Annotated in this window: 24 protein-coding genes; 10 read left to right on the top strand and 14 right to left on the bottom strand. The window is 60.5% G+C overall.

The window, feature by feature from the left end:
- The first annotated feature begins 50 nt into the window (after positions 1 to 50).
- The 3 genes from AB8808_RS11110 (at position 51) to AB8808_RS11100 (ending at position 2115) form a co-directional block, all read left to right on the top strand.
- Complete coding sequence (locus AB8808_RS11110) at positions 51 to 347, top strand: hypothetical protein (RefSeq protein WP_369929339.1); 297 nt, start codon at positions 51 to 53, stop codon at positions 345 to 347.
- Positions 348 to 351: 4 nt separating this feature from the next.
- Positions 352 to 1686, top strand: a complete 1335-nt coding sequence (locus tag AB8808_RS11105) for a zonular occludens toxin domain-containing protein (RefSeq protein WP_369929337.1) — start codon at positions 352 to 354, stop codon at positions 1684 to 1686.
- Positions 1687 to 1812: 126 nt separating this feature from the next.
- Positions 1813 to 2115, top strand: a complete 303-nt coding sequence (locus tag AB8808_RS11100) for a hypothetical protein (protein ID WP_369929335.1) — start codon at positions 1813 to 1815, stop codon at positions 2113 to 2115.
- A 97-nt stretch (positions 2116 to 2212) separates the two neighbouring features.
- On the opposite strand, the gene AB8808_RS11095 is transcribed toward AB8808_RS11100, so the two are convergent.
- Entirely contained in the window at positions 2213 to 2491 is a 279-nt protein-coding gene (locus AB8808_RS11095) for a hypothetical protein (RefSeq protein ID WP_369929333.1), read from the bottom strand.
- A gap of 164 nt (positions 2492 to 2655) precedes the next feature.
- Here AB8808_RS11095 and AB8808_RS11090 point away from each other — a divergent pair, with 164 nt between their 5' ends.
- Positions 2656 to 2934 (top strand): hypothetical protein, encoded by a 279-nt coding sequence (locus tag AB8808_RS11090; protein WP_369929331.1) that lies wholly within the window; start codon positions 2656 to 2658, stop codon positions 2932 to 2934.
- Positions 2935 to 3554: 620 nt separating this feature from the next.
- On the opposite strand, the gene AB8808_RS11085 is transcribed toward AB8808_RS11090, so the two are convergent.
- From AB8808_RS11085 to AB8808_RS11035, 11 genes are all read right to left on the bottom strand, one after another.
- A complete protein-coding gene (locus AB8808_RS11085; RefSeq protein WP_369929330.1) occupies positions 3555 to 3962 on the bottom strand; it encodes a hypothetical protein in 408 nt (135 codons plus the stop codon).
- 93 nt (positions 3963 to 4055) lie between these two features.
- Positions 4056 to 4322 (bottom strand): hypothetical protein, encoded by a 267-nt coding sequence (locus AB8808_RS11080; protein WP_369929328.1) that lies wholly within the window; start codon positions 4320 to 4322, stop codon positions 4056 to 4058.
- Between the two features lie 24 nt (positions 4323 to 4346).
- Entirely contained in the window at positions 4347 to 5684 is a 1338-nt protein-coding gene (locus AB8808_RS11075; protein ID WP_369929326.1) for a zonular occludens toxin domain-containing protein, read from the bottom strand.
- Between the two features lie 3 nt (positions 5685 to 5687).
- Positions 5688 to 6296 carry a hypothetical protein gene (locus AB8808_RS11070; RefSeq protein ID WP_506193210.1) on the bottom strand — a complete coding sequence of 203 codons (609 nt, stop codon included), beginning with the start codon at positions 6294 to 6296 and terminating at the stop codon, positions 5688 to 5690.
- Between the two features lie 4 nt (positions 6297 to 6300).
- The gene (locus AB8808_RS11065; protein ID WP_506193209.1) at positions 6301 to 6585 is read right to left on the bottom strand and encodes a hypothetical protein; all 285 of its coding nucleotides are present in this window, start codon (positions 6583 to 6585) and stop codon (positions 6301 to 6303) included.
- 1095 nt (positions 6586 to 7680) lie between these two features.
- Positions 7681 to 7890, bottom strand: a complete 210-nt coding sequence (locus AB8808_RS11060) for a hypothetical protein (RefSeq protein ID WP_369929322.1) — start codon at positions 7888 to 7890, stop codon at positions 7681 to 7683.
- Between the two features lie 57 nt (positions 7891 to 7947).
- Positions 7948 to 8196 carry a hypothetical protein gene (locus AB8808_RS11055; RefSeq protein ID WP_369929321.1) on the bottom strand — a complete coding sequence of 83 codons (249 nt, stop codon included), beginning with the start codon at positions 8194 to 8196 and terminating at the stop codon, positions 7948 to 7950.
- Between the two features lie 12 nt (positions 8197 to 8208).
- A complete protein-coding gene (locus AB8808_RS11050; RefSeq protein ID WP_369929319.1) occupies positions 8209 to 8499 on the bottom strand; it encodes a hypothetical protein in 291 nt (96 codons plus the stop codon).
- Between the two features lie 23 nt (positions 8500 to 8522).
- Entirely contained in the window at positions 8523 to 9596 is a 1074-nt protein-coding gene (locus AB8808_RS11045) for a replication initiation factor domain-containing protein (RefSeq protein WP_369929317.1), read from the bottom strand.
- Between the two features lie 88 nt (positions 9597 to 9684).
- Positions 9685 to 10053, bottom strand: coding sequence for a hypothetical protein (locus AB8808_RS11040; protein ID WP_369929315.1), 369 nt, complete (start codon positions 10051 to 10053; stop codon positions 9685 to 9687).
- Positions 10050 to 10211, bottom strand: a complete 162-nt coding sequence (locus AB8808_RS11035; RefSeq protein ID WP_369929313.1) for a hypothetical protein — start codon at positions 10209 to 10211, stop codon at positions 10050 to 10052. The genes AB8808_RS11040 and AB8808_RS11035 overlap by 4 nt, the downstream gene beginning before the upstream one ends.
- 205 nt (positions 10212 to 10416) lie before the next feature.
- On the opposite strand from AB8808_RS11035, the gene AB8808_RS11030 reads away from it, so the two are divergent.
- Positions 10417 to 10830: a helix-turn-helix domain-containing protein gene (locus tag AB8808_RS11030; RefSeq protein ID WP_369929311.1), complete on the top strand. Its 414-nt coding sequence runs from the start codon at positions 10417 to 10419 to the stop codon at positions 10828 to 10830.
- A gap of 255 nt (positions 10831 to 11085) precedes the next feature.
- Here AB8808_RS11030 and AB8808_RS11025 read toward each other — a convergent pair whose 3' ends face one another.
- Positions 11086 to 12006: a DNA-binding protein gene (locus AB8808_RS11025; RefSeq protein WP_369929309.1), complete on the bottom strand. Its 921-nt coding sequence runs from the start codon at positions 12004 to 12006 to the stop codon at positions 11086 to 11088.
- A gap of 104 nt (positions 12007 to 12110) precedes the next feature.
- Here AB8808_RS11025 and AB8808_RS11020 point away from each other — a divergent pair, with 104 nt between their 5' ends.
- The 5 genes from AB8808_RS11020 to AB8808_RS11000 all read left to right on the top strand — a co-directional run bounded on the left by AB8808_RS11020 (position 12111) and on the right by AB8808_RS11000 (position 20004).
- Positions 12111 to 13190, top strand: a complete 1080-nt coding sequence (locus AB8808_RS11020; RefSeq protein ID WP_369929308.1) for a site-specific integrase — start codon at positions 12111 to 12113, stop codon at positions 13188 to 13190.
- 278 nt (positions 13191 to 13468) lie between these two features.
- Positions 13469 to 16987 carry a hypothetical protein gene (locus tag AB8808_RS11015; RefSeq protein ID WP_369929307.1) on the top strand — a complete coding sequence of 1173 codons (3519 nt, stop codon included), beginning with the start codon at positions 13469 to 13471 and terminating at the stop codon, positions 16985 to 16987.
- Between the two features lie 43 nt (positions 16988 to 17030).
- Entirely contained in the window at positions 17031 to 17336 is a 306-nt protein-coding gene (locus tag AB8808_RS11010) for a transposase (protein WP_036140207.1), read from the top strand.
- Complete coding sequence (locus AB8808_RS11005; protein WP_369931243.1) at positions 17327 to 18196, top strand: IS3 family transposase; 870 nt, start codon at positions 17327 to 17329, stop codon at positions 18194 to 18196. The genes AB8808_RS11010 and AB8808_RS11005 overlap by 10 nt, the downstream gene beginning before the upstream one ends.
- Positions 18197 to 18201: 5 nt before the next feature.
- Positions 18202 to 20004 (top strand): hypothetical protein, encoded by a 1803-nt coding sequence (locus tag AB8808_RS11000; RefSeq protein ID WP_369929305.1) that lies wholly within the window; start codon positions 18202 to 18204, stop codon positions 20002 to 20004.
- 96 nt (positions 20005 to 20100) lie between these two features.
- Here the strand turns inward: AB8808_RS11000 and AB8808_RS10995 are convergent, their stop codons facing one another.
- Positions 20101 to 21015: an SMEK domain-containing protein gene (locus tag AB8808_RS10995; protein WP_369929304.1), complete on the bottom strand. Its 915-nt coding sequence runs from the start codon at positions 21013 to 21015 to the stop codon at positions 20101 to 20103.
- Positions 21016 to 21260 lie beyond the last annotated feature (245 nt).

Below are 21260 nucleotides of genomic sequence, written 5' to 3'. Positions count from 1 at the left end.
CCGCTTCTGCCGCTTCGTCGGGTGGTGGTGGTTCGGGTCTGTTGTCTGGATTGACCGACTGGTTTAGTCAGACCACTTCGCGCATTTGGAATTCGGTGACAGGCTTTTTCAAAGACCTTCCGGCCATGGTGGTCGGTACCTTCCTCGGCTTGTTCGCGTCGCTGCTGGAGGCCATTCCGATACCCGATTTCGTCAAGAGTTTTAGCCTGTCGTCCATCCTCTCTGCCGCTGGCCCGCAACTAGGCTATTTCATGACGGTGTTCAAGTTTCCGGAGGGGTTCGCGGCCATCGGGTCCGGTTACGCCTTTCGCCTCCTACGTAAATTCCTGACCCTATTCCAGTGGTGATTGCATGCTAGTTTTTAACGAAGGTGTGCCGCGTTCGGGAAAGAGCTATGACGCGGTGAAGTCGCATATCCTCGTCGCGTTGGCGCAGGGCCGTAAGGTCTACGCGCGACTCAACGGGCTCGACCATGTCGCCATCGCCGTGTACCTCAAGCTCGATGAATCGAGGGTGCGCGAGCTTTTGATTCACGTCGCCAAGGCTGAGGTCGTTGACCTATTTCAGGCTGTCATGTCTGAGCAACTAGGCGACTGGGTGATTCCGCCGCACCTGCAAAACGCGCTGTTCGTGATCGATGAAGTCCACGACTTTTACGTCACTGGGCGGCAAAACCTCCCCGCGCCGGTTGAGAATTTCTTCGCGCTCCACGGCCAGAACGGCATGGATGGCGTCATCATGACGCAGGCTTATAAGCGGCTTCATCCGGTCATCCGCGCGCGCATCGAGCGTAAGAACCAGTTCCAGAAGCTCACCGCCGTGGGTCTCAAGGGATGGTGCCGTCAGACCATGTTCGTCACGATCGCGCCCGACAAGTACGAGAAGGTCGGGGCGAAGACGTGGCGGTACGACAAGCGGATTTTCCCGTTGTATGCCGGCTATGCACCAGGCGCGACCAACGTCGAGGTCTACGAGGGCGGTTCGCGGTCGGCTTGGATGAAACTGGCTCTCCCCGGTGCGCTGATCGCTATCGCGGCGTTCATCTTCCTGCCGAAGCTGTATGCGTTCTTCCACCCCGTGGTTCCGTCAGGCTCCAAGACGATGGGCGTGCATGTGCAGGCCGTCCATCGCGAGCCGGATGCCAAGGTCGGGCAGGGTGCTCAGGCGTCCCCTGTCGGTGCTGAGAAGGCTGCACCGGTCAAGTCGGCGGCGCTGCCGGGCAGGGATCACGGCAAGTACGACACGGACGGTATGCCCCCGGAAGTCGCCTACGTGTTCGATCTAAGCGTGCAGGCGCGGCCTCGGGTGGCCGCTGTGTTGGAATCGAGTTGGCGGGGCACGGTGGGGGTCATTGAGTGGCGTGAGGATCAGGGGCATGTGTTCGAGCGCATGAGCTTTGACGACCTCCGCTCGATGGGGGTCACGGTGGACGTGAAGCCGTATGGCGTTCGCATCGCCTACCAAAAGCAAGTCATCGTCGCTACGCAGTGGCCAGTGGACATGCCTGGCACGATTGCGCAATACGACCGTGCACCAGGCCCTGCGGTCGCGTCCCCGGTGCCGAGCGTCAGCGAGCCGCCGGGGACTCGACCGTCTGGGCCGCAACACGGGAAATGGGCGCAGCGTCCCATGCAGTCGGCGTACTTGCCGCCTGAGCAGACGGTGGTGAGCGCTATTGGTGGGTAATTACTGAACTGGTGGATCCGCCGGCAGTGCATTAATTCGGCCGAATATGCGCAACGTTACGATAAATAATCCTTGCAATTATCGTAACGTTACGTATAATAGGCACATACCCCACGAGACAACGCCATGAAAGACGCACGCGACCCCGGCACCGTTGAAATGTCACTTGCCCTGAAGCGTGGTCGCGGTCGTCCTTCCACCGGCAGGGCTAAGTCCGCCGCTGAGCGGATGCGTGAATATCGTGCCCGTAACGTGACGGTAAATCGCAACGTCCTTGAGGTCGCGCTTGGTAACGCGGGCCAGGTCGACGCGGTGTCGTTTCAGGTCGACGGCATGGACCAGCTGGCTGAGGAAAATCGTCAGCTTCGTGACCGCATTGCCAGCCTCGAGGTCGAACTGGCCGTCCAGCGCGCTATCAGTGGGTATTAACCGTCACGTTACCTAAAAGGGGTGCAGGGGTTCCCCCTGCGGATACGCTCTCGGTGTCACCAACGAAGAAGCCCGGCCATCACTGACCGGGCTTTTTTCATGCGTCGGCCTCTGTCCGCCGAACCCGCTTGTCACGTTCCTCGTAGAACACGAGGCTGCGTATGGCGTTGATGTGCAGACCGCCGTTCGCCATCGTCCGGCCAGGTGGAACGAGGTACTGTTGTACGATCCGCCACCCATGCCACTTATCGGTGTCGATGTTCATTCGGCCGTCGTGTCTTGCCATGGCCCAATTGAGGATCTGACTCAGTGGTATCTTGCGGCCCTGCGGGGTGATCAGTACGTCGGTCTCAAGCTGCCATGTACTGCGCGGCATAGGGCACTCCATGTCGGCGGTACAGGATGCCCAAGGCATCTGTCAACTGTCTGCGAAGCTTCTTCAGGTATTCGCATAATGTATATTATGTCAAATTGCGCGACGCCTTCGCAGGGCCTTGAACGCCGCCATGACCATGCTGGCCGGCCGACAAGGAGAACCCCATGGCCCGGCCCTTCCAGCTTGACGGCGACTCGCTGATCCTACCCAACGGCCGCCGCGTCGCCCTGGACGCTATCGAGGACTGGGCAATGGCGGCTTGGGGTGGCCGGCAGACCATCCAGACCGAAAAGTGGCGCGGGTGGCGCATCGTCCAGCAGTATCTAGTGCCACCGTTCAAGACCATCCACAACTCAGGGCTACACGTCAACAACGTGCTAGCCGTCGCCATGGAAGTCGAGAACTACATGCGCGACCTCAAACGAGTCAGCGGTCAGCGGTAGACCACGACCAGCCCGGCCACCGTGCCGGGCTTTTCATTGATGCGTGCAGTGAACGTTGCCCGGCCACGGCTCGATAACGTGATCGTAGGTGCGATAGACAACGCCGGAAACACACTTAGCCCGCCCGTCTCGCATGGCACGCTCCAACACACAAGGAGGCGCATCGCGATCCTGAGGGCAATGGTAGAGGACGAAATTTGAGTCGCGAGGCGAAGGTTGAGACGGATGAACAGGCGTAGGCGGACGTTCAATTTGGGCACTCACAGGCTGTCCGTGCCGCCAGATGAACCGATAAATCGGGATGCTGGCCAGCACGAGCAATGCCGCAATGGTGTAGTAGTGCCACGGACGCATGGTGGTTCCCTCCCCTTTGCGCGCAGCGTACACAAAAGCGGGTTTGGCGGGCAGTGGTCGAGGCATGAAAAAAAGCCCGGCCAGTGATGACCGAGCTTCCTTGTTGGTGACACCGAGAGCGTATCCGCAGGGGGAACCCCTGCACCCCTACTGTCTTCGAACGTCTCTCCAAACCACGACAATGAGGACAACCACGCTCACCACAGATATCAGAGCAGACAACAGGTCAACGACCGGATACATACTAATTATCCTTTTTCGTAACGTTACGACACAAGCGACGCTAGACGATCACGAACATGCCGAAGCGAGACATTCGAATCCTGCAACTGAGATGCGAACGGACCAATCTTCAACTGGTACTTAGCGTAGGTCTCCGCCAGAACATCGCAAACGCGACCAATAACCAACAGATCAGCCGATAACAGCGCACGAAGCTGACGGTTTTCCTCGGCAAGCTGGTCCATGCCATCGACCTGAAACGACAACGCATCGGCCTGCGAAGCATTGCCAAGGGCAACCTCAAGAACGCCGCGATTTACCGTAACGCTACGGGCACGATATTCCCGCATGCGCTCAGCAGCCGACTTAGCGTTACCCGTAGAAGGACGGCCGCGACCACGCTTGGGAGCGAGAGTCATCTCAACCGTACCGGGGTCGCGTGCGTCTTTCATGGCCTTAGCTCCTTAGGTATGGGTCTATTATACGTAACGTTACGATAATTGCAAGGGTTATTTATCGTAACGCTACGCATATTAGGCAATGATCTAGCCACCGTTGCCCATACGATAATCAGCATCCTTGGCATCCCGACGATGCTGCGCAGCGGCTTCCATGTCGCCACGTTCAACCGCATCGTTATACGACGACCAGGCACGATCTCGATCCGCCTCAGCGCCCCCTCCGAAAAAGCTGGCGATATCACGCACTGCCCACACACCGAAGTAAACAGCGGCCATGGACGCACCAAACGCGATGATTGCATCCACCACCGGCGACACACTGATACTTGCCACGATATCCTCGTAACCCATACACACCTCCCCTACCCTATTCGCTCAGCCACCAATGGCCGACACGTTCGTCAACTGGGGCGGAACATAGGCATTGCCGGTGTCTCGCTCACCCCACTTATGTTTGCTGCTACCGGAATCCCGACTTTGCACCGGCTCCCTTTCGGTCGGCGGTGCAAAGGCGGGGGCCGCTGACGCCGCGCTACGCGCGTCTTGCGGAATCGCACCAGGCATATCCACCGGCCAGCGCGTCGCGACAATGACCTGTTTTTTCCACTCGATACGCACGCCGTAAGGGCGCACGTTGACCTGAACACCCATCGATCGCAGTTCATCGAAAGACATGCTGTCGAGCACATGGCCCTGATCCTCACGCCACTCGACAACGCCGACGACACCACGCCACGAGGACTCAAGCACCGCCGCGACACGCGGCCGGGCTTGCTGGCTGATTTCGAAGACATAAGCGACCTCAGGCGGCATACCTTCGGTGTCATACGCGCCGTGGTGGCTCGTCGGCAGCACCGCGCTTTTGGTGGGAGCAGCTTTCTCCGCCGAAAGAGGCGCCGGTGCCGAACCGGCCTTTGCAGGCGGAGTCATATACGCGGGAGTGGTAGGAGTCTTCGTGAGCTTCACGTCGCCATGCATGAAGCGATTCACCACCGGAATGGCGAAACCGAGAATGACCGCCGCGATAATCAACGGCCGGGCCAGCTTCGCCCAGACGGTGCGACCACCGGACTCGTATACCTCGGTGTTCGTCGCACCAACCGCGTAGCCGGCGTAAAGAGGAAAAATGTCAGGGTCATACTTGAGCGTCTGCCCACCCACGCGCTCGTACCTATCGGGCGCAATGGTCGTGAAATAGCTCACGCGATACCGCGACTTAAGGCCAACGGCGGTGAGCTTTTGGAACTGATTCTTACGCTCGATACGCGCACGGATGACCGCGTGCAGCCGCTTATAAGCCTGCGTCATGATGACACCATCCATGCCATTCTGACCGTGCAGCGCGAAGAACTGCTCGACAGGCTCGGCCAACGGCTGGCGACCAGTCACGTAGAACTCGTGCACCTCGTCAATGACGAACAGCGCGTTCTTCATGTCATCGGGAATCGACCAACTGCCCGCAGCGTCTTTTTCGTAACGTGACGCCGGAGGCACCGCCTGGAAGGTCTTGACCACATCGCGGGTCTCGACATGAATCAGCAGCGCCTGCACCTGCTCCAAAGGGATTTTCAGGTAGGCAGCGATTTTCTCGTGGTTGAGGCCGTTCAAGCGCGCATAGACGCGACGGCCAGCTTTGAGCGCAGGGAGAATGTGGGTCTTGACCGCATCGTAGCTCTTGCCCGAACGCGGCACACCTTCATTGAAAACAAGCATACGTCACCACTGGAATAGGGTCAGGAATTTACGTAACAAACGGAAGGCGTAGCCCGCGCCGATGGTCAAAAGACCCTGCGCGATCTTTAACGTCGTGAGGAACCAACCCACGTCAGGACCAGCCGCAGCGAGCAACGCGCCGAGGCTGTATTGCTTGAGGAAATCAGGCACCGGGATCGCAGCGATGACCAGCGCGAACAAACTCAGAATGGCGCTGATGATCGCCACAACGATATCTTTCAGCAGCGCAACGAGCGAACTGAATCCCGCACTCATGGCACCGGACGCCCAGCCCGTCAGCTTCGACACAAAGCCACCACCGCTCGATGACGAAATGCCGCCGCTACCGCCACTACTGGACGTGCCCTTGCACGACAACTCACCGGTCGAAAGCGTTGTGCACGTGTACCCAGTGCCGTTGTTCGTGCCGGTGCACACACGATCACCATTGGCCTGCGTCACGCACTGGTAGCCCGTTCCGTTCGAAAGACCCGTGCAGGTGTAGACGCCCTTATCGTCGGTGTGGCACTCCACACCCGGAGGCGTCCCGGTGGAATTTGACTGCGCACGCGCCTGCCCTGGCATCGCCAGCGCAAGCAACACGAGCAGCACGAGGCTAGTAAAAAGCGATGCGGAACGCACAGAAGGCAGCCACGGCAAGCATGATGTAACCCGCCCTCTCAAACCAAACCGAGAAGGAGCCATTGCACAACCAGTCAAATCGAATCGTCGGCGTGTACTTCGTCGCCGGGACACTCCACACCGGACACGCGCCACCCGTGCTCACCGTGAAAAATCCCGTAGCGGTGGAAAGCAAAGGGGAGCCCATCACCTGGGCTTTGTAATCCGTGAAGGCGTCACCGACCGTGCGGCCGTTGGATGTATAGAACGAGCCCGGCACACCAGCCGCATCACCTGCGGTGCACGCATCGCCAGCAGTGCACTTGTCGTCCTTGGTGCCCGTGCCATCCCCACCGCCGGTGCCGCCACCCGTGCTACCGCTGCCGGTTCCACCGCCGGTCGAGCCAGACCCCGAACCCGTGCCGCCACCTGTAGAGCCACCAGACGACCCACCACCCGTGGAACCGCCTGTATCGCCGCCTGTAGAACCCCCACCCGTAGAGCCGCCACCGGTGCTACCACCACCGGTAGAACCGCCCGTAGAACCGCCCGTGGAGCCGCCTGACGAGCCTCCGCCTGTAGACCCGCCACCCGTGCCGCCAGAGCCGCCCGTGTTCGGCGCAGCGCCATGGACGCAGATCGTGGGGTCGCTAGTACAGTAATTGCCGCCCTTACCAGGATCAGACGGATCATCGGGCGTATAGCCGGCAGGCGGGCCGGTAGGACTAGTCGGCGGAGGACCACCAGTGGCTGGGCACTGCTCACCACTCTGAATCGTTCCGAAAATCAGAGCGCCAGACGGGTCGTTTCCAGCAGTCACCATGCAGCCACCACGGCAACCCAAGCCTGATCCGTCAGTGGTCCAGCCACCACCCTCAAACTTACCGGACTCACAGGAGTTAGGAGGGCACGGATCAAACGACGAAGACGCGAAATTGGATGCGCCACAACAATTAGTTGTCAACCTAACGTAATAGCTCTGACCGTCGTCGCCGAGGTTGCACACGTAGGAAGCGTTATCCGAACCACCAGAACGAGCTACCAAACTATCGCCATAGCTGTTGCACTGCGACAAAGCGGATTGCTGCGCCGGGCACACAGAAGCCGCAAACGCCGACATCGAAACAAAACCAAGGCAAGCGACGAAAACCGCAACGAAAAACGACCTCATCGCTGAAAACCCGCGACGACGCCATATGCCGAAACGCAGCCGAGAATAAATAAACCGAAGCAAAGCAGCATGAGACCCCCTTCATGTGACTCAGCTCGTGTGACTCGCCCTGGACAAGTCACACCAGGTCAGTCACACCGTATCAACCACCGGATGGAACGAGGGGGCCAAAGGCCCCCTCCCCTACCTCGCTTACGACGGCGATCAGCCGAAGAAGCCGGCCACCTTCTTCGTGGCCCACTTGGCGAAACCCGGGCCCACGTAGATGGCACCGAAGGCCAGCAGACCGGCCACCACGTCCGTGGTGCTGATGCCGGCACCGATGTCGGCGTAACCCGCCGCCATGGCCGAGCCACCCGCGACAGCGCCGGTCAGGACGGCGGAAAGGGTCAGCTTCTTGAGAACGTTACGCATGATGTAGCTCCTATCGTTGTGTGTTGGGCGACATTGCCCGTTGATTGATTGACCCACTTAACGGTCGAAAAAGCGGCCGAGCACGCCCACATTGCGCGCCACAAGGTGCAGGGTGAGCACCAAAGTGAACGGACCTGCAAACCACCCTGCCGCTTCCTCCGGGGTCGGTGTGGACAAGGCGTCCTGCACGACCTGATAGACCCCGTATTCACTGCCGCTGACCAGCACGTAGCCCGCGCACTCAGAGACCGCCTGACCTGTCGTCGCGAGCGTGCCGTCTGGATTAAGGGTTACGCACACAGCCATCGCCAGAAATCCTTATGCCGACTGCACTTTCGAAGCGACCGGCGCACGCATGAGCTTGCGCGCATCGATGGCGAGACGGCTGTTGACAAACTTGCCGTTCGCCTCCGCACGCACGTAAACCTCGTCACCGACGACGTACTCACCTTCAGGAAGCGGCTGGGTGTCGAACAACGGAAATTCGAACGCCGTGCCCGCGCGCGAGCCGTCTTCGATCAGCACACCCTTTTGCGACCTGAACACTTCGCCGGACTTCTTCGACACCGACTCACGCACGCTATTTTTTTCGATCAGAACACGCTTCATGACTATTTACTCCGTATGGACGTCTAAATGGGAACACGTAAAGGATGCGCATCAAGCGCGACTGCCGTTCCGAACGGGTTTTCCGTCACCCACGCCGGAACGGTCGGACGCGTGAGGAACGAGGCGACGAGATCGCCCAAGTCAGCAGCATCGTCAGCGATGCTGGTCAGGTAATTGAGCAAGCCACCGTATTGCCGCTGGCAATGCCGCATGGCGTTTTGCAAGTTGGCTTTCGCACGCACCACGCTCGACTTGATACGGCACATCACCGCGCTCACCCACGAGAGCGCCGGATAACGACCGACAAGGAACAATGCAGGCTCCACCAACACATCGAGCGGGATAACGTGTCCCTTGCGATGATAGAAACGGGCTTCCCAGCGCACCCACTCGGCGTATTCCTCGCCGTCGCGGTAACCCTGCTCCCTGCCCTTCTCGTACACGACCAGCTGACTACGGCCCGTTTGCTTGCCGATATACATCGTCATGCCGCTTCCATCGTTCCAGCCCTGCGTATTCGCCGCCGGTGGACGGCCGCCCGTGATGAATTCGCCCTGGTCATACAGCTCGCGAGCCAGCGAAAGGCCACGCTCACCCTTGTAATCATCGTGAGCGATATCAACACGCGTGATTTTTGCAGCCACGGTTTCCAACATTTCACGGACTTGTGACCACGCCACGTCGTGGTCAAAGCCCGCTTCAACGCGGGCGCATGCTGCGCCGGTTAGTTCAATGGAAACCGTCCCACGCTGATTCTCGCCACCCCAGCAGATATCGCCGCAGGCCGAGCCATCAGGCGTCAGCAACATGACGTGATGGGCGTAACCACGACGACCGCCCTTGACCGCAGGCTCAACCGTAATGCCGGACTTGGGAGCCAGATCGCGCACGAACTTCTCAGCAGCCCACACCATGGCGTCGTCGTCGGTCTCAGAACGGAACACATGACCCGCCCCGGCACTGAAACGAAGGAAGTCGATATTGGCGGCTACCTGCGAACGCTTCGTGGGCAGCGCTTTCTTCGCGTTAAGGAACTTTGATCCCCTGTTAGCCGACGGGATCACCGTCGCTTCGCGCCGGGTCACAGATGCACCCATACGGCATGGAGCCCCTTACGAACGACAAACAGAACCACCGCCAGAGCGACGTAGAACGCCATGGAGCGAACGAACGATCGCGAGCGCATCACAGGCCACGCTCCAACAGAGCAAGCTCAATGCGGATGTACTCAGTGCCGACCTTCGAATGCTCGGCATGCTGGATGCGAGCCTCACGGACACGCACCCGGTCGAAACCCGACAAGCGGGGGTAGACCGAATGCGGGCACACACCACGATTGGCGAAACCAGCCGGATACAAGTGGGCATGGTCGTGGGACGACGTAACACGCTCACCGAACTGGCGACCTGGACAAGCCGGCTCGTCGCATAGGCAAAGCGCCTCAACCACGCTTTCGGCCAAGCGGTCACGGCCAACCGGCAGCGGAGCCGGGCGCGGGACATAGTAATGGCGAGAATTGGGCTCGAAGGCCTCAGGCAGACGACGGGCCTTCATGCGGACCTCCGCAGGAGGCGAGCGACCGAACGATCGAAGCGACGCCAGCCCGGCGTGCGGGACACGTACGCAAACATGAAGTCATAGGTCAGCCGGCCAAGCCACGCGCCGATAAAGCCGGCGATGACCGGCCAGAGGGTCACGATCACCCAAAACATCACAGCCACCCGGCCCGCTTGAGAGCGGCGTCAGAGCGAAGGATGGCGGCGACACGGGGGACCACTACCCCGAGGAACCACGCGGCGCAGAGCGCCAACCATGCAGTGAGAATGACCATCCGAAAGCCCCCTTGAGTGTCTAAGCCGCTTAGACATGGGGCGTATGTATAGTAGCCTTCGACACCCGTGTCTACAGGCCTTTGACGTGAACAGCACAATTATTTTGCTTGACAGGTATCGCGAGATATGCTCGCTACCGTCTGACAATCAGGTAGCCATCAAGCTCGGAGTGACTCGCGGCGCAATCAGCAACTGGCGTCAAGGCCGGAGCCACGCGGAACCGGAAAGCGTCCAGGCGATGGCGAAGGCTTGCGGCCTCGACCAAGAAGAATGGGTGCTGCGAGTGCAGGCTGACCGCGAAATTATCGCGGCCAGAAAACAGGTGTGGCTTCGGGCTGCTCAACGCCTCGCTGCGACGGCTGCGCTTGTCACGCTCACGTTCGGTTTAGACGTCCAAACGGCTAAAGCGAATTTTCACGGAGAATACACACAATTTCGCGAAATTCCCGCGACGTGTATATTATGTCAAATTGGAAACGTCGCCTTCGCAGGGCCTTGAACGCCGCCTGTCGTCGGTCGCCTTCGATGTCGTTTGGTCATTAACCTCGTCGTACCCCTCATACCTCGTCATTTCTCGATGCTTGCCACGGATAAGCGATTGATTTGTTGAGGGTAGACTTCTCTGTCGGAAGCAGAGGCTGGACGGCCGTCGGCGCAGGCCCACCATGGCATTCATTAACGACGTCGTCATTCCTTTCAAGCGACACGGTTAACGACACCGGCGAGGCCACGGCCGCGGATACCCTGATGTGTCCTACGGCTTTCTCGGCGCACGCGCTGCGATCTTCCGGCTGCGTTTTGCAGCTGCGTCGGCAACAACGACGCCCTTTGCTTTTGAACGTGGTGGCGCGGCAGTCCGGCCTTTGGCCAGAGCCTTCTCTAACGCCGAAGCAATGCCCTTGAATCGAGCCACCTCGTTATCTGCCTTCCGCAATTGATCGCGTAATAGGTCACGCTCCGTCTGAACCGTAACAAGGGCGCTCTGATGCGCTCGCTCTAAGGTTTCGAAACGGTGTTGCCACTGCCTGGCGTCTAGTCGAGCGCGATCGATCTCCTGGTGCGCTCGATCTTCGACGTTCCGTATATAGGTTTCTTTCTGCTCGCGATCCCTTCGAAGTTCGCCATCTCGTTCGTCCAGTAGCTCGCGAAGTTCCTTGATCTCTGAGGCCTGATGATCGCCAATAGCCTGAAGACGGTCACGTTGCTTCACAAGGTCGGCACGGAGCGCCTGGTTGTCCTCTAGCTGAGAGTCCAGCGTCTGACTGGCGCGTTCGGCCAGCTCCAAAGCAGCCTTAGCCTGGATGGTTTCGGCGTCGGCTGCCTGTAAACGGGTCTCCCAGCGCTCAATTTCTCGAACCAACTCGGCGCGCGCCGATTCCAATGCAGTGCCTTCGTTTTTGAGGTTGGCTGCGGCTTCGCGGTCGGCATGCTCGACGGCCAACCGCCATAGCTCGACCATCGCCTGCCCTACCGAACCCGGAACGTCCGGAAGGGCGCTCATCTCGCGGAACCGCTTACCGAGTCTGTTACGCCAGGCGTCAAGCATGCGTGTGACGGTGTTCGGCGAACCTGTACCAAGCGAGGCCCGAATCTTTTCTACCGTCGGATTCTCGCCAGCGCTTAGGATCGCGTCCGCAGCCGCGTTGACCTGCTCTTGGGTGATACCAGTACGCATGGAATGGTCTCCTCGATCGACGCCCTGCCCGCTTGGATTCGTACTCACGATAAGTGATGATTATCGCTAGTAGTCGCGCTATTACGTAATGTATATTACATATTATGAAATATAAATGCACATCGAAGGATCTGGCTGCGCCCGCAGCCGACCTCGTGTTGCCGGAACAATTGGCCCAGCAGGCGACCGACGCCGTGCGAGAACTGCTCGCCGAGGCCGCGGCGGCCAATACCACGCGCAGCTACGCCGCTGCGCTGCGTTATTGGGCCGGCTGGCATCAGGCCCGGTTCGGCGTCGAATTAGCGTTACCGGTGAACGAGGCCGTGGTCATCCAGTTCCTGGTGGACCACATCCAGCGCAAGAACAAATCTGGCCTAGTTAGTGAACTGCCACCGGCGGCCGATCAGGCGCTGGTGGCCGCGGGCCTCAAGGCCAAGCTCGGGCCGCTCAAGCTCTCGACGGTGACCCAGCGTGTCGCCGTGCTGTCGACGGCGCACAAGCTCAAGCGACTGGCCAACCCGTGCGAGCTGGCCAGTGCTCGCACGCTGCTTAGTCGGGCCCGTCGCTCGGCGGTGAAGCGCGGTGAGCGGCCGACCAAGAAGACCGCCATCACCCGCCTGGAACTCGAGGCTATGCTGGCCACCTGCAACGACTCGCTAGAAGGCCTTCGTGATCGCGCCCTGCTCTGCTTTGGGTTCGCCAGTGGCGGGCGCCGGCGTAGCGAGATTGCGGCAGCCGACCTGCGCGACCTGCGCAAGATCGGCGACGACGGTTATATCTATCGGCTTGAGTACTCGAAGACCCAGCAGGCCGGGGCAACTGTAGACTCGACGCCGGACAAGCCGATCTTGGGGCGTAGCGCGCAGGCACTCTCAGCATGGCTCGAGGCAACAGGGATCCGCGAGGGCGCGATCTTCCGACGCATCTGGAAGGATCGTGTTGGCGCTGCCCTGCTACCGGGTTCGGTAGCAGCGATCGTGAAGCGACGGGCGTCGCTGGCAGGACTAGAGGGAGATTTTGGGGCACATAGCCTACGATCAGGATTCGTCACTGAAGCCGGTAAGCAAGGCGTGCCATTGCCGGCAGTCATGGCAATGACAGAGCATCGCTCCGTCGCGAGCGTAATCGGGTATTTTCATGCGGGTGCCGCAGAAGATAATCCGGCGGCTCGTCTACTGAAATGAAGGCCAATTCTCCCCTGCTCCAGTCGCTTACGGCCTTTTGGAAACGTTCTGGAGGTCTGTTCCGGGTGCACTCCCACGGGTTTTGACTGCGGGCGCGGTGGCTTGGGAGCCTCCTCGGCCGTACAGTTTGTCGGCGCAACTCGGTGCGGTGGTGCTCAACTAGCAATCGGGGACCTACGATGTGCTTCAAGTCCACCATAAGTCTGTGAGGACGCTGCCCCCTGCTTCTCGCCGACAGAAATGGCGTTAATCCAGAGCTACAAGCATTCGGAAGCTAAATGACCCCGTCTAAGAGCACATCGAAGCCGAAAGCGCCTCGCGGTGGCAGCGCGAAACGCGCGCCCGCAACGCTGCGGTCGATGAGCGGCGCCGGGTTCGAATTCGAGGATCTGATAAGCGCCTGGCAGTTGGTGAAGGCCCTATCGGGTGAGCATGCACCGGGTATCGAGGGCGTCGTCGCGCAGGTCCAAGCCCAAGTCTCGACCTTAGGGTGGCGCATCGACGACCTGCTGCTGACGGCCCAGGCGGCCGGCGCGCTGCGGCGGCTAGCGATCTCAGCGAAGGGGAACTTGCAGGTAACCGCGGCCGGCCTCCCCGCTGACTTCGTGACGCGCGCCTGGGATCAGTGGCGTGATCCGCAGGGGCCGTTCAACCGCGCGACCGACGGACTGGCCTTGGTGACGCTCGGCACCCACCAGGCGTTCGACCCGGCGTGGCGCGAAGTAAAGAACGCGTGCAGCAGCACAGATACGGCGCTCACGATGAGCCGCATACGCAGCAATGCGAGGCAGGCGCACGTCTTCGACAGCGTCCAGAAGCCTGGCGGCGTGTCTGACGAGGAGACCATCGAACTCATTCGCCGTCTGCACGTACTACCGACCGACTTGCAGTCGGCGCACTCAGAGGGCAAGACCCAGGCCATCGCGCAATGCCGCCGCTTGCTCGCGTCTGGCTGTGACGACGAAGCACAGGTTCTTTGGAAAGAACTCATCAACGTCGCGAAAGAGGTGCGCCTCCGCAGCGGCACGATCACCGTCCCGGACTTGTTGTCATTACTCCGGGGCCAGTTCGGCCTCCGCCATCACCCAGACTTTGAGCGTGATTGGGAGGCGCTCTCCAACATCACCACGGACTACAAGGCGCGGATAGAGACGGACCTGCCCTCAGGCTACGCCGTGCGCCGTACGGCGGAGAAAGCGTCACTCCAGGCAGCGGTCGCCAACAACCCGGTTACGGTGGTCTTCGGGGAGTCGGGCTCGGGCAAGTCGGCGTTGGTCAAGTCTGTGTTGGACGGCGCATACCCATCTTGGCACCAGGTGTGGTTCGGTCCCGAAGACCTGAAGACGGCGCTCAGCGCGGCGCGGCGCGGCACCCTCCCCCTGACGCACGAACTTTCGCACGTGCTGAACGCCACGGTGAAACTGCAGAACGTGCTGGTCGTCGACTCTGCGGAACGCATCGAGGCCGGTGAGTTCGTTGTCGTCCGCCAGCTACTCCAAGCTATCCTGCCTGGTGACGGCGAAGAGGCTGAGGGCGCGTGGCGGGTCGTCATCGTCACGCAAACGCAGAGTTGGATTGAAGACGCAGAGACGATACTCGGCGGGCGGAAAGCGCATCTGGTCGAGGTCGAAGCGCTCAAGAGCGATGCTGTGAAGCTGGCGCTTTTGCCGTCGCCCATCTTGGGCTGGTTGGCCGCGCATGACGACACTATCGCGGCGCTGACGAACCTGCGGACATTGGCTTGGGTCATTAAGGCGGGCGCGGCGATGGGTTCGACCGCCGGCGGACTAGCCTCTCACACCGCCATTGCTGACCGCCTCTGGAAATACTGGACGAAGGACAGCGCTGACGTGCAGGCGCTGATGATGCGCCTCGCCCAGCGAGAAGCATCGTTCGAGCGCAGCTTCGCGCTGACCGATTTGGAGCCGGCGGACACGGCAACGTTCATGCGACGGCCTGCGGAGCTTCCGCTGCATCTGAACGAGCGGACCAACCGCATCGAGTTCGAGCACGATCTCGCTGCGGATTGGGCGCGCTTCCAATTCCTGAAACAGATGTGGACAGACACGCCGCGGTGGGCCGTCCTGGCGGGCAACCCGCTCTGGACGAACTCGCTCCGGATGCTAGGCCAGTTCCTGCTACGACAGCCGGCCGAGAATGGCACGGGCTGGGACGTCGCCTTCGGCGCTGCGGAAGCCGCGAAGAACGAGTTGGCGGGCGATATCCTTCTTGATGCGCTCTGTTTGGACCCCGACGCCGAACGGTTCCTGATCGAACGCATCGACCTCCTGCTCGACGGTAGCGCGAAACACTTCACGCGGCTGCTTCTGCGCTTCCACCACATCGCGACGGTGCCGACCGGCGGCGGAACGGGACTGAGCGTGGCGGTCGGCTTGTACATGGAGGCACAGTACCGCTCGATTGTCTTTGGTCGGTGGCCGCCCGTACTCCGCTTCCTTATCTCCCAGCGGGAGCGATTAGCTGGGCTGGTTTCGTCCGCTCTTGCGAAGGTCATCGAGACCTGGCTGACGCAGACACCACGCACCTTGAGCAGCGGCAATCTGATGCCGTTCCGCCTGGAGATGGCGGAGATGGCGCTCGCCATGGCCCGGACCGCGCAGGTTCAGAAGGGCCACGGAGTGGTCTACCTGACACGTGAAGCGTTGTTGTACACCGCGCCACTAGCGGGCGCGGCCGACCTGCCGACCGAGGTCGGGAATTGGGCGCTCGAACTCGCGGGACGCCGAGAGATTGACGCAGACGTCAAGCGGCGCATCGCCGAGGTTCAACTGCAGGAGGCGACGGTGCACGCCCAGCGCCTGAAGACCAATGCCGAATACAGGGCGAGGCACGAAGCACGGATGCAGATGCCGCACATCCTCGGGTCGTCCCGCGAGAGCTTGCCGCCTTGGCCGTTGGGGGCTAGGAGCAAGGTAGACATGGATTTTCGGATCGCCTGCATTAAAGAAAACGGAATCCACGCTCTGATGCGTGCGCAGCCTCAGCTGGCCGCCGAAGTCCTACTGGCGCTTATCATCGAAGATCAGCCGGAACGAGAGTACGGGTCTGACCGGTTCGAGATGGACCTCGGCCTCGAATACCCCAAGGATGCGTACCCAACGGCCTTCTGTAAGAGTCCATTCTTCCTCTTTTTACAGCTAGCCCCGGAACCGGCGCTCACCTCGCTCATCGCGCTGGTGAACTTCTGCACGGAGCGCTGGGTCGCCGAGATAATGAAGGGGAGCACTGGTGAGGTCCCTGGTGTGACGCTACAGTTCGCGGACGGATCAAACAGAACCTTTCCCGGCTGGTGGCAGGTTTTCGGCTGGCCGCAGTCCAATGACTCGATGCGCAACGGAAACCTGTTTTGCGCTCTCGATGGGTTGGAGCGCTGGCTTACGCAGCGGCTCGACGAGGGCAAGGACGTCATCGCTGATATCGAGGTGATACTTCGGGAAGGAAATTCTGCAGCGCTCATCAGCGTGCTCCTCAACGTCGCCAAATATCGGCCGCCTTTGCTAACGGGGCCACTCGCTCCTCTTCTAACGTTCCCGAGCCTGTTCTATTGGGACAGTGCCCGTGTGGAGCAGGTTGCCTATAACTTCATTGGTTGGAGCTGGCTCCAGGGCGGTCAGGCGATGTTTGACTTCGCTCGTGATTGGACCTTGGCACCCCATCGCCAGCGGACGTTTCACGATGTAGTAGTCCAACTCCTATTGGCAGACGATGAGTTTGCACAGCGTCTTCAAGCGCTTCTCCCGACCTGGGCGCTGCCTGATGAGCTTGCCCGGATTTGATGGACACCCATCGTGAGCCGTAAGGTTCGTCCAGAGGTGTCCCATGTCAAAAAGAATTCGTCGTCAGTTCACACCTGATTTCAAGGCCGGCGCGGTTGCCCTGGTCCTTGAGCGAGGTCAGCCGGTGTCTCGGGTATGCCGTGACCTGGATCTGGTCGAGAGTGTCTTCAGGCGCTGGATCGAGAAGGCTCAAGCCGGTTCTGGAGCGCCTTCGCGATCGCCCCCCGCCGTTCCGCTGACGGCCGAGCAGGCCGAGATACAGCAGCTTCGACGCGAGAACGAGATCCTGCGGATGGAGCGTGACATCCTAAAAAAAGCGACGGCGTTCTTCGCCAAGGAATCGAGCTGAAATGCCGGTTTATCGAAGCGGAGAGCGCGTCGTACTCCATCGTGGTTCTCTGCCGGCTGCTCGAGGTGGGTCGCAACAGCTTCTATGCCTGGCGGCATCGCCAAAAGCATCCGAGCCCCCGCGTGCTTCGTGACCGCCAGCACCTGGCGCAGCTGAAGCAGTTGCATGAGCGCAGCCGAGGGCTTTACGGCAGTCCCCGGCTATGGCATCTGGCTCGTGAGCAGGGGCTGAGCCTGGGGCGCCATGCGACCGCCCGCTTGATGCGCCAGGGCGGTCTCGTCGGGCGCAGCTGGCGTACAAGCAAGGCATCACGACGGGCCGCCACGGTGTCCGTGGTGGCCGATAACCATGTTGATCGATGCTTCACCACGGCCGCCCCTGATCAGGTCTGGGTAACGGACATGACACAGTTCGCCACGCAACAGGGTCCAATGTATCTGGCCGTCGTGATCGATCTGTACGCCCGGCGAGTGATTGGCCACGCAACGGCTGCGACTATGCATACCGACTTGCCCTTGCAGGCCTTGCGCATGGCCGTAAGCCAGCGCGGTTCGGCGCAGGGAGTGCTCCATCACTCCGACCAGGGCAGTCAATACACGAGCGCGGCTTACCAGGCCGAACTCGCTCGACTGGGTATGCGGGTGAGCATGAGCCGGCGCGGCGAGTGTTGGGACAACGCGGTGGCTGAGAGCTTCTTCAGTACGTTGAAGTGCGAGATCGCAGCCCCACGCCGCTACGCCTCGATCGAGGAGGCACGCCACGTGGTTTTTGAATACATCGAAGTGTTTTATAACCGGCAGCGCTTACACTCGACCAACGGCTATCGATCGCCTGCGGCGACCGAAGCTGCTACCCCATAACTTGAGTGTCCATTAAACCGGGGCAAGCTCATGACGACTCGAAGAAGGCGTTGGAGTTTAAACTGCTCGTTGCAGCGCTCGACCAAGCCAACTATCCGACCGTCACCGACCCGACAACAGGCGCAGACACCAGGGGCTTCGTCTGCCCTGACGAGCTGAGCCTCGAGGTGCAGTCGTGGCAGGCCGATAGCGCTCACACCCTCGCATACCTTGTCGTGCCAGACCGATGCAAACGGCGGCTGCAAGGTGGTCAATTGCTCACCGACGATGAGGCCGCGTACCTCTTCAATCTGTTCCAAGAGTGTGAGGGCAGAGAGGAAGGCGACGATGAGGGCATGAGATCGAGATGCCGTTTCGCTGTGGCCGGCACGCTCGTCGCATTGGGGGGCGCTTGGCTAGCTCGTAATCCCGAAGCGCGGAGGCGCGCCCTCGAAGCGGTACGCGCCGGTATTGAAACGATCACGTCGACAGGAGAGGAAATCCGCGGGCGGCGCATGGGAGCCCTCGGCGACGAGCTGAAGTTCATCGCCTACGCAGTTACGCACTTGTGGCTCGCCGATGGAGCGGGTGTTCAGGAATGGGAGGCCGCCGTCCTGCTTCTTCTGACAAGTGGCGACACGCGAGCGACCACCGTTGTGCTCGGCGTAGCCTACGCCAATCGGGAGCAGCTTGGCACCGCGTGGTGGCGGCTGCTCCACGCTGGGTTGTTCTGGTCGGGTCTCATTCTGCTTGCTCCGCACCACGGCGATGGCGACGTCGCGGAGCGCGCCTGGAAGGCGTGGCTTGCTCGGCTGCGGCGCTTTCCACTCCGCGGACGGAACGCGATGCCGGACGACCTCGACATCAAGCGCGTGGCTGCAGCCCAAGAACGTTTGGATTTCCAGCGCCGGATGCGGCTCTATAGTGTCGGCGACCAGTCTTGGCGCGGAAAGCCTGAGCGCGATCGTGGCGGTTCGCTAGACGGCCACTTCCTCGAAGCCCTATTCAACTGGCTCATCGAAGGCGATGGCACTGGCAACCGCGACCTCGACACGCTCTTGGCTCTGCGCATCTGGGACTACGACGCCACACGCGCTAAGGCGCGCGAAACGAAGAAAGACGGCGAGTACGACTTGCCGAGCCAAAACCTCGGCTACGACATCCTCTTGAAGCTCGGAGCCCTGTCGATCGCGGCGCCCGAGGGACAAGCGCGCGCGGTTTGGGAACCCGTTCTCATCCACGGCCCGGCCGCGCACTACGCGCTGCGGCATTTCGTTCGCGGCTTGTTCCTGCGGCTCGAGAAAGGTGACGATCCGGCGGCGTTCGAGCGCGTCTGGCGGGCCACCGCGGAGTATGGCCTCGCCGCCGATTGGTCACAACCTGGCCTCTGGTTCTATGGCGAACGCTTGATTTGCGACCTGCTTGGCTTCGGGAGCGAGGACGCCCTGTTCAGGCTGAACTCGGGCGCGGGTCTGCGGATGAAGGATATCTACCAACGCTGGGCCGCCGCACACCTGGCTCGCGACGAAGAATGCGTCACCCGTTTCTGCCACTTTCTGACGACGAAGTTCGGAGCCCCGTTGCGGCTTGATGGGCTTCGCTGGCTCGCCGCCATGCTGAAGGAACACGAGTCTTCGAGGCGCTGGTACCGTGACGGTACAGGCGACGCATTGGTGGAGCTGGTGGCGGTGGCACTGATTTCCGACGCACACTCCCTGTCGCAACACGCTCAGGCGCGGCAGGCGCTTGTCGAGATAGCTGCTGCTCTTGCAGCTATGAACATCCCAACTGCCCTAGCTCTCCAAGAGCGCATTAAGCAGCTGCGATAGCGGTCGAGGAGAAGCTTAATTTGATCGGCGCGACGAAAAGCTCGTTCGCCGCCCCAATCCCAACGTCTGCAATTGGCCGACAGCGGCAACTGATCCTTAATCGATTTCGTGCATCCCCAGATGCATGTCGGAAATTCCATAGCTCCTGGCAATGGTCTGAGCCGACGATGATATCGATTGTTTCAGCTCGTCGATCGCCCGCATGTCGTCGAGTTCTAGGCATACAAAGTTCTGACCGGGACACCGCCGACGGTTGACGATCGCTGTGATTAGGCCGATCCGATCCATCACGAACCGCAGGAAGCAGGTGATCTTGTCATCCTGGAACTCATGGTACGCCTTAGATTTTTCTTTACGGTTCACGGTGCCTTTGCCAATCAGTTCTGTGATCTCAGTCAGGCCTCGGGTCATATCGTCGACGTTGCCCTCGCATGACATGTAGTGTCTAACTGCGTTCCGGCTTATGTATCCAAGCGCGATTCGCAGGCACGACACGTCGTCGTATGGGTGGATCGAAGCGTAGTCCAGATGGTGACGGATGGCATCCAGGACCCCTTGCACGGAAACTTCATCGCCGAGGTCCACTAGTCGGTCGATAAGAAATCCGGGGCCTATCACTTCGCAATATGTCGGCACTTTCGCTCGCTTGGTGTGCTTGCAGAAGCCAAAGATGTAGAGCTTAGCGAAGCCGTCTTTGATGGACGTTCCGTTAGGGCCCTTCTTCTCAAATGCGTCGATCGTCTTCTTTACCTTCGCAGCGTCCGCCACCGAGGTGACCTGCACGGCGATGCCGCCACCCTTGCTCTTGTCGGCGGCATCTATGGCCGGAAAGCTCGTACGGAGTTGATCCATGCGCACCAGGTCTGCAATATCTAGCAACCTAAAGAACTGGATTGTCAGAACCTCAAGTAGCCGGGACATGTCGTTGAAGCCAGCGTCTTTGCCCAACTCGATGCGACGCTGCATCACCGCAATGTCTTGGGTCAGATTCTTGATGAGCGCTTCAAGCAAGTCAGTTCACCTTAGGTCATCGTTGGTTTCAGGGACAGAGCCCTCACCGTTTCGAGCCATCTCAAGACAGTGGTCACCGTGAGGCACCTCCTGCCGATTAGCCTACCGTAAAGCCAACCGCAGCGAACGGCAGGAGTGGTCTATGCCTGCCCTTGCGAGTACGACGTCGGCAGGGCATGCCGCGACGGGCAGAGACCGACCCATTTCTGCCGGTCACGACCGTCCGCTTTCGGGAAGGCCCGTCT

The sequence above is a fragment of the Xanthomonas sp. NCPPB 2632 genome (assembly GCF_041228075.2).
Classification (GTDB): Bacteria; Pseudomonadota; Gammaproteobacteria; order Xanthomonadales; family Rhodanobacteraceae; genus Luteibacter.
This window is presented reverse-complemented; position numbering and strand designations above follow the sequence as displayed.

Bases quoted from the DNA above. Each gene is read 5' to 3' on its own strand.
- AB8808_RS11080 (WP_369929328.1), bottom strand. From the start codon at position 4,322: ATGGGTTACGAGGATATCGTGGCAAGTATCAGTGTGTCGCCGGTGGTG.
- AB8808_RS11060 (WP_369929322.1), bottom strand. From the start codon at position 7,890: ATGCGTAACGTTCTCAAGAAGCTGACCCTTTCCGCCGTCCTGACCGGC.
- AB8808_RS11040 (WP_369929315.1), bottom strand. From the start codon at position 10,053: ATGAAGGCCCGTCGTCTGCCTGAGGCCTTCGAGCCCAATTCTCGCCAT.
- AB8808_RS11025 (WP_369929309.1), bottom strand. From the start codon at position 12,006: ATGCGTACTGGTATCACCCAAGAGCAGGTCAACGCGGCTGCGGACGCG.
- AB8808_RS11045 (WP_369929317.1), bottom strand. From the start codon at position 9,596: ATGGGTGCATCTGTGACCCGGCGCGAAGCGACGGTGATCCCGTCGGCT.
- AB8808_RS11095 (WP_369929333.1), bottom strand. From the start codon at position 2,491: ATGCCGCGCAGTACATGGCAGCTTGAGACCGACGTACTGATCACCCCG.
- AB8808_RS11010 (WP_036140207.1), top strand. From the start codon at position 17,031: ATGTCAAAAAGAATTCGTCGTCAGTTCACACCTGATTTCAAGGCCGGC.
- AB8808_RS11090 (WP_369929331.1), top strand. From the start codon at position 2,656: ATGGCCCGGCCCTTCCAGCTTGACGGCGACTCGCTGATCCTACCCAAC.
- AB8808_RS11050 (WP_369929319.1), bottom strand. From the start codon at position 8,499: ATGAAGCGTGTTCTGATCGAAAAAAATAGCGTGCGTGAGTCGGTGTCG.
- AB8808_RS11015 (WP_369929307.1), top strand. From the start codon at position 13,469: ATGACCCCGTCTAAGAGCACATCGAAGCCGAAAGCGCCTCGCGGTGGC.
- AB8808_RS11035 (WP_369929313.1), bottom strand. From the start codon at position 10,211: ATGTTTTGGGTGATCGTGACCCTCTGGCCGGTCATCGCCGGCTTTATC.
- AB8808_RS11075 (WP_369929326.1), bottom strand. From the start codon at position 5,684: ATGCTTGTTTTCAATGAAGGTGTGCCGCGTTCGGGCAAGAGCTACGAT.
- AB8808_RS11105 (WP_369929337.1), top strand. From the start codon at position 352: ATGCTAGTTTTTAACGAAGGTGTGCCGCGTTCGGGAAAGAGCTATGAC.
- AB8808_RS11020 (WP_369929308.1), top strand. From the start codon at position 12,111: ATGAAATATAAATGCACATCGAAGGATCTGGCTGCGCCCGCAGCCGAC.
- AB8808_RS11055 (WP_369929321.1), bottom strand. From the start codon at position 8,196: ATGGCTGTGTGCGTAACCCTTAATCCAGACGGCACGCTCGCGACGACA.
- AB8808_RS11100 (WP_369929335.1), top strand. From the start codon at position 1,813: ATGAAAGACGCACGCGACCCCGGCACCGTTGAAATGTCACTTGCCCTG.
- AB8808_RS11085 (WP_369929330.1), bottom strand. From the start codon at position 3,962: ATGAAAGACGCACGCGACCCCGGTACGGTTGAGATGACTCTCGCTCCC.